Source organism: Membranihabitans marinus (assembly GCF_019802045.1).
GTDB classification, from domain to species: Bacteria; Bacteroidota; Bacteroidia; order Chitinophagales; family Saprospiraceae; genus Membranihabitans; species Membranihabitans marinus_A.
Genome location: NZ_JAHVHU010000032.1, coordinates 1 through 8,698, shown reverse-complemented (window position 1 = coordinate 8,698; position 8,698 = coordinate 1). Strand labels below are relative to the sequence as shown.

The following is an 8,698-nucleotide window of genomic DNA, read 5'->3' as shown; positions in this document are numbered from 1 at the left end:
TATTTTAAGGTATCCGACAAATCATAGAATGCCAGAGCGTCACTTGTGTTACTCACTTCAACCTGATACGTCATCGTATATTCATTCACATTGCCCGTAGACGTCGGTCCTGCCGTTACGGTCTTCACGATATCCACCGATGGATTCGGCATATCTGCACAGGCATCATCACGCTTCGACGGAACGCCATCACTCACTTCCGCAATATTCAGTAAGCCCGTTCCTTCTTCACCTCCAGTGAGTTCACAGTCCGCACTCTGAGACGTCACCTTTGCAGGGTCCACCTCAAAAGTCACAACAATCTGGAATACATCCTCCTTTCCGGCTCCTACCTGCTCATCATCTATAATTTTATAATCAGACTGACCGTCAAAATTGGTATAATTAGCTGTCCCTGTAGTTCCTTCTACACCCACATAACTGACCGTTACATCAGTTATGGTGGCGCCTGCTCCATACTTTAAGGTATCTGACAAATCGTAGGTTCCCGGGCAATCGGTTCCTGTATTATTGACGGTTATGAGATATGTAATTGAATATTCATTGGGCATGTTACCCGTAAGCACCGGTCCGGATTCTATTTCTTTTACAATATTAACATGGGGTGGATCTAAAGGATCCAAAGTAATGTCACAGGTAGATGTGCAGTCATTCGCATCTTTTACCGTGACCGTATAAGTTTCAGCGGAAAGGCCTGTAAAGGTGTTGCTGGCTTGAAAGGATCCATTGTCCAGTTTATACATTTTGGTCCCGGTTCCACCAGTAGGTGTAACGGTGATGATTCCTGAAGATCCATCACAACCCACATTGTGTGTTTCAGTAATTTCACAACTCAACGCATCGGGTTCTCCTACCGTCACCTCATCACAGATCTTTGTACATCCGTTCGCGTCCTTGATTGTAATCGTATAATTACCGGCCGTCAGTTCGGTGAATTCATTTGATGCCTGGTAGTTCTGACCACCATCAATGCTATACGTATAACCGGACGTTCCACCCCCGGCCGTCACCGTGATCTTTCCATCGCTGCCCCCGTGGCAGCTCGCATCGGTTGGTGTCGTACTACAGGTCAGTGCATCTGGTTGGCCTATCGTCACCTCATCACAGGTCTTCGTACATCCGTTTGCGTCTTTGATTGTAATCGTATAATTACCGGGCATTAATCCCGTGAATTCATTTGATGCCTGGTAATTCTGACCACCGTCAATACTATAGGTATAACCGGGCGTTCCGCCTCCGGCTGTCACCGTGATCTTACCATCCCTGCCCCCGTGGCAGCTCGCATCGGTTGGTGTCGTACTACAGGTCAGTCCGGAACAACATGACTCAACCTCGATATTGATTTCTCGTTCACTGGATTCGCCACCATTCATCACGGTTAGCTTCACGGTCCTTGTACCACCTGAAGAATAAGTAACCGAATGGGGACCTGCGGTATTGGATGTGGCTGGAGAAGCGGTATTGGTACTGACATCAAAATCCCAGGAATAGGTGTAATTCCCATCGCCACCAATAGTTTCATCCGTAAAGGTCACCTTCTGAAAACTATTTCCATCACATTCAGCTACATATGAAAAATTAGCTTGGAGGGGAGGATTTACTATAATATTCTGTTCGCAAGCTGTTTGACCCGGAGGGCTACAGTCAACAAAGTTAGGTCCACCTGTATTATCGCACGAGTTATCATTGTTTACCTGCCATCCAAAAATTGGCCCCATATTAGTAGATACATAATCTGGATGGGCTACAATCTCTACTGTTTGACCACATAAATAGGCAAAGTCATACACTTTAAGCAATGTATTTTGACTAGATATCGATTGTGCTAATAATTGACCTTCCAGATCTACAGTGATTTGGGAATTATCAGGATTGGTTATTACGAGTCTTGCCCACAATCTCAAACAATATCTGTTAGCTGCACTGTTCCAGTCCATGTTGAGCCATACTGATACATCGGTTTGGTCCGGGACGTTACAACTCCCCACAGGATTACCATTAACATCGCCTATGTAAGCGTCAGTCACGGTAACATTATTGGTCGTACAATTAAAACTGCATTGCTGAGCATTCGCATTTTGAGTAGTGGAAAGTATGAATAGTAGTGAAATTACAATGCACACACCAGATTTCCAGAAGTGATGGTTTTGGACTCTCGATGTTACCAAACTCACCCATTTAAAAAAACCATTTGTTTGCCCGTGACAGCAAGAAAAACAGGATAGAATGTTATGTCGTGTAAAAATTGAATGCTTCATAATTAAAAGGGTTTAAGCAGTGGGGTAAATTCAGTGAAGTTTTATAGGCTTCTGATTTGTTTCTTATTTTGTTTCTTTTTGGGGTTTAGCCATAGCACGGGAGGCTTAGACATAGAACTCCTATGTCCAGTTCAGTAATGACGCTTTTAGCAAACACAGCAATAGTGTTAAATACTAAACTGAGCAATCATCAATTCTGTACGTTTACACAAGGACACCACCAGATATGCATACATGAAAGACTTCATTTAAATCAATGACAAATTGAATATGAACAGCAATGCTGAAACACGGTTTCATAGGGTGCATTGCGCACACACTATGTGTTCATTGGTCATTGTTCAGAAAGTCCGCAAGTATGAATACTTCGGGTTATCCACAATATGTAAATGGTAAATTAAGTAGGTGTATACTTCATGGTGCTGTTTCTTTTGCGGTGAAAAAATTTATTCATTTCTTAGCTACCTCAACGTGACTATCGTCAACATAAGACAACATCTCCACGCATTCACAAAACGGATCACCCCATTCAGAGCACACTGATGGAAACTTGTTTTTTAACCGAATACACGAAAATATTCCTGACGACACAGCTTGAGGTTTTTGTTTCTTTTGAGAACCAGAATTGAACAGTTTGGGGAACCATTCAACCTAATCATGGATGTAAATATATATAGATATTTTTATTTATACAAACAATATGCTAAAATAATTTATATAAACTGTATAAGCCACCATAAAAATTCACGTTTCCAGTTTAACCAAAAGATATTACTACCTATCCCTCAAGTCATTATACAACTTAATGAATATATCAAAACAACATGAAACTCTATCGGATTTTTGAATCGGTCAACATCCACTACATAAATCAATACATATCTATCCGATACTAAATTCTGGCAACATCACCCTTCGGGAATTTTAGCATCGCCTATGAGGCTATAACAAATATAATATTTGAAACAAAAACGCACATAAAATCAATTCTAAAAATGACTATACACCATGGTGAGCTTAGATCGTATACCGTTTCTGAATTGCGAAGTACCCTCTGACCCCGCAAAATTCATGGCTTTTGATTTACCTACCTGGTGTTGATTATTGTTTTATTGGCAGTTAGACAGGTGCAGATATGAGTGAATGTAGTCTCGGCTCGGTAAAGCCGAGCTGAGACAGAAAGTTCAGTATGACTGAGCAAAATCTCGCCAAGGGCGAGATCGAATGTGGTCAATCCACATTCGGTGAAGGAACCAAAATGTCCTCATTTTGAGTGGGTAGGATGAGGGAACCGACCTGTCCCCACCTTAGCTGTGGGAGGGCTCTGTCCCGAGGATAATGTATGAATCAAAAGTCAAACATCACCCAAAATTGGGCTATGCAAACTGCCCAATTTTGGGGGTTATGCAATTGATACACTGCATGTCATGTGTAATAATAGATTGACGTGGTGAATAAAGCGGGTGACGCTACAACGGGAAATATTCTTTAGTTTTTAATAAAAAAAAGGCCCCCTCCCCCCGTAGGAAGAGAGGGCCAACCCCTTAAGAAACAAACTTCTGAATGTACCTACTGAAGGCACATTCAAGAAAATTTTAATTGACTTTGATCAATGGCCTGGTGTAAACCCTGTAATCATTCATAAATCGAACAGTATAAGTACCCTGCGGGACATCCCGCAGATCTAGTTGAATCTTGCCCTGATCGGTCATCCTGTCAAACTCATAGAATTTCACCCGTTGACCCAACATATTATACAATTCGATCCGGTTCACATCTTCCATTTCCATCCGCACTTCCACATAATCTACTGCAGGATTGGGATGAAGCATTACATTTCGTCGAACATTTTTAGTAACCATCAGATCCAGCTGATTTTCACTCCATTGATCGCGTGCATCCATGACCCGCACTTTGACCTTTTGAATCATTCCCATTTCTCGCATACTCAATTTTTTACCTTCTATATCAATACTCACCCAGTTGGGATTGCCCGGCCGGAGATAACTCCAGGCGTATTCAAAAGGTGCCACACCACCCGACACCTGCGCTACCACATCGGGACTGCTATAATTCAAATTAACAATCGGTGGCTTCTCAGCAATCACGACCACAAAATGAGCGATGGAAGTGTTCCCACATTGATCACTCCTCGTTACCGTGTATTCATACCACACGCGGCCATTTTCCTCTTGCTTCGCACTACTAATGTCGTCCGTTGCTTGACCACAGTTGTCTGCTGCAGGACCTAAGTTTGACTCAGCTTCAAACCCCGCATATTCTAATGAAGTCATATACAGCGTATCACTCGCCAGTTCTATGACCGGTGCAATCGTGTCGTGTATATTAAATATCTGCACGTAACTATCAACATTGCCAGAGGTATCCGCAGCTGTCCATGTACGTACCACCTTAAGTTGATTCATACACGCAGAATCTGACACCGCATCTTCATAGCTTACACTCACCGTGTCGCAACTATACACCACAGGACGGTGTAATTCCATTGCGGTCACACAACTCAGTGCAAAGGTATCTCGCTCCGCACGGAAGAAATCATCCGTATCATTCAATCCAAAGATCAGCTTCTGACTAATCGAGGATTCATTCCCACACTGATCTGCATAAGTCCACGTACGTACCCGTACAGAATCAGCATCACTGTTATCATGTATTGTCGTGTCCGTCGTGCTCACTAACTCAGTAACACAGTTATCCCATACCGTCGGGTCATCAAAACTCAAGGTGTCTTTCACACTTCCACAACCCATAAATTTGACTGGATAATCCAAGCTAATGTGTGGGGCCGAGGTATCCTGACGGACAATAATAGTCTGATAGGTCGATACAGTCTGGCCACAAGTATCCGTGGCTGTCCATTCCCGAATCATTTTATATTCAGCGCTGCATGGTTCGCCTATGGTGAAGTCTTCAGTCGTGATTTGTACAGAGTCACACGTCGCCTTAACAACAGGCCTTCCAAATACGGCATCATCTGCGCAATTCACTACCTGGGTTCCGGGAACCTCTATAAAAGTCATCAAACTACTTTGTCCCGCACCCAAAATTGCGATATACTGAATGGCCGTATCCAGGTTGCCACACTCGTCTACTGCAATCCAGGAACGCTGCACAAAATAACCTGTGCTATCTTCACATTGATGATCATTGATCGGTCGATGATCTTGCTGAACCATGATCGTATCTATTCGGCAATTATCAGCAACTTCAACCGTTTGGCTGGGAATCGAATCTCCGCAGCGGATTATCGTATCGGCTGGAACTTCTGTAAACAGAGGTACCACGGTATCCCCAATCACAAAAATATTCTGTACGACTTGATTCATATTTCCACAATCATCTGTAGCTATCCACGTCCTTGTTAATGTGAAACCAGTGAAGCAATTGCCTTCTCTTTTAAGATCCATAAAGCTCAGCTGTACCGAATCACTGCAGTCGTCTTCTACAGTAATGGTATCAAACACAGCATCTTCTATACAAGTCACGCTAAAATCTTCTGGAATATGATCAAACTTCGGCGCCAAGGTATCTCGTCGGATCAACTCCCATTTTAGCGTCGAACTATTCCCACAACTGTCCGTGGCCGTCCATATTCGAGAAATTCGTTCTTCACAGGATGCCTTGGATTCAGTTTCTTCCATTACAATAGACACACTCGAAGCACAGTTATCCGTGGCCGCAGGTGTAAACGCGGGTATCGTATCCTGACACCCAAGCACCAGTACTTGGTCTGAAGATGCAAACACAGGAGCTTCCGTATCTGGGAGAATTGTTATCGTCTGAGTCACTGTGGTCGAATTTCCACAAGAATCGACGGCCAACCAGGTTCGCTTGTAATAACCACTACACTGTTCCTGAATCACCGTATCCGTGACCACCACAGCTTCTACCCCTACATTATCGGTAAATTCAGGCTCATCGAAATTAATCGAATCACCACATTCTACACTTTTTCCTGCGATAGTATTGGTCAACACGGGCGCTACATTGTCGATCAATGTAATTAGCTGAATAGCAGTATCCCGGTTCCCACATCCGTCCGTAGCTATAAAAAGCCGATGAATCGATCGATCACACGTGGCATCCTGAACTACACGATCCTCCACGGATATCGCAACTTCTCCTTCGGTACAGTCTGAAGAGGCTACCGCCATATCTTCGGGCACCATATCGCCTATCTTGCCACTAAAGGTGCCGGGTACATATGTAAATGTAATATCTAAATTCGCAGCAAACCGGACTTCCTGGCTGACAGAAGTTGCATTACCACATGCATCAGTCGCCGTCCATGTACGTGTAATCACTTGATCACATCCTTCTCCTTCCATAGTGGAAGCCACCGATATGACGACACCATCATCCACATTATCGGTCACTCCGATATTAAACGCTGGCAAGTCAGACCCACAAGGCAATACGACATTGCCGGGCATTTTATTGAATACAGGTGCTTCATCATCAGGTTTCAGTGTGATGGTTTGAGATGTCGTAGCTGATAAGCCATTTTCACTCACAGCATTCCAGGTCCGCGTATAGGTTAACCCACTGCATTGATCGCCGCTCACCTCATCCGCCCCATCCACAGTGATGTTTACTTCTCCACAAGCACTTCGTGCGACAGGTTCATCAAATACCACCTCGGACCCGGCAGAAAGTATCTTATTTTCCGGCAAACTAGTAAATACTGGTCCACTTCCTTCCAACGTAATAGTCTGAGAAGCTGTATCCCAATTTCCACAAGCGTCGGTGGCTCTCCATATGCGGGTTATCGTACTTTGACCTTGTGCTGATGTACCCAGCGTATCTTGATGTGAAAGGCTCACATACTTGCTACATGCATCAAACGTAACCACCTCTCCAAATTCAATCGGTGCATCGCAGGCAATGGTTTTATCTTCCGGTACACTAACGAACTCAGGCGGCATCCGATCCATCATAAAAATATGAATCGTGTAACGCACCGTACGGTCGTATTTATCCGTCACGTACCACCAGCAAACGATCTCTTTAAGTGCTTTGCCGTCACCACAATCATGGATAATGGCGTAATCGTCCATATTCACCTTATAACCATGGCCACATTTTGAACAGTCTTCTTTGACCTCAAATGCTTCCGGTGAAAAGAAAGTGGGTTTACTGCATTCCACATAAATCGAGTCTCCGTCTGCCAAGCCTTCCAACAAAGGATGTACCGGCACAAGCTCAGGAAGTGTAGGATCAACAATTTGAATCACCTGTGTCGCCGTACTGGTGTTACCACAATCATCAGTCGCAGTCCATGTTCTTCGGTGTCGACACCCCACTAGCCCGTCAATGTACCACTCCGTAGTCACTTTGACTTCTACATCGTTATCGCAATTATCAAAAATTTCAGGCTCATCAAAAATGGTCACTTCACTGCAATTGAGCTTCTTGAGATTGGACACGACGATGACAGGAGCTTTTGTATCCTGAATAGTTAGGGTATTGGTACAGGTCTTGGGCTGTCCTTGATCATCCAGGTCAGGATCACCATTTTCGTCAACGATCGTAAAGGTTACTATGTAATCACCACATCCCGTGATCGTATCCAAATTGTGATCCACCCGCAATCCTTCACAGTCGCCTTCTATCGTAAATGCCCCTCCGTTTAACCACTCTTCTATTCCAGCTGCATCACTACATTCGAATACACCGGCATCGTTGCAGGATATTCGACAACAACTGGCAAGGATTTCAATATCACTGGGAGGTATTAATCGAAAAGTACTTCTCAAATCAACAACTGGCTCTAATGGAACACACTCTTGCGCCAAAGCCACGCATCCGTTGGCATCCCGAAGCTTTAACGTATAATTGCCGTCAGGTAGTGAAAATTCATCCCCGGACGAAACTTCCTTCCAATCGATGTATATTACATTATCATCGTTATCAAACACATAATATTCATAGCCTGGTGTACCACCAATCGGATAGACAGTGATGATAGTCATCGGTGGTGACACATTTGCACCGGCACACTCCTGCGTGATACAGAAGGTGAGCGGATCAGGCTCTCCTACCGTCACCTCATCACAGGTCTTCGTACATCCGTTTGCATCCTTGATTGTAATCGTATAATTACCCGCCGTTAATCCCGTGAATTCGTTCGATGGTTGGTAGTTCTGACCACCATCAATACTATACGTATAACCGGGAGTTCCTCCTCCGGCTGTCACAGTGATCTTTCCATCGCTCCCGCTGTTGCAGCTCGCATCCGTCGGTGTCGTACTACAGGTCAATGCATCAGGTTGACCTACCACCACCTCATCACAGGTCTTCGTACATCCGTTTGCATCCTTGATTGTAATCGTATAATTACCCGCCGTTAATCCCGTGAATTCGTTCGATGGTTGGTAGTTCTGACCACCATCAATACTATAGGTATAACCGGGAGTTCC

Annotated in this window: 2 protein-coding genes; both read right to left on the bottom strand. The window is 44.1% G+C overall.

Annotated elements, in window-relative coordinates:
- Positions 1-2,027 (bottom strand): PKD domain-containing protein (locus KUV50_RS19220; RefSeq protein ID WP_410000072.1); only part of this gene is annotated, 2,027 nt, incomplete at its 3' end.
- 1,826 nt (positions 2,028-3,853) lie between these two features.
- The coding region (locus tag KUV50_RS19215) for a T9SS type A sorting domain-containing protein (RefSeq protein ID WP_222581835.1) at positions 3,854-8,698 on the bottom strand (4,845 nt) is incomplete at its 5' end.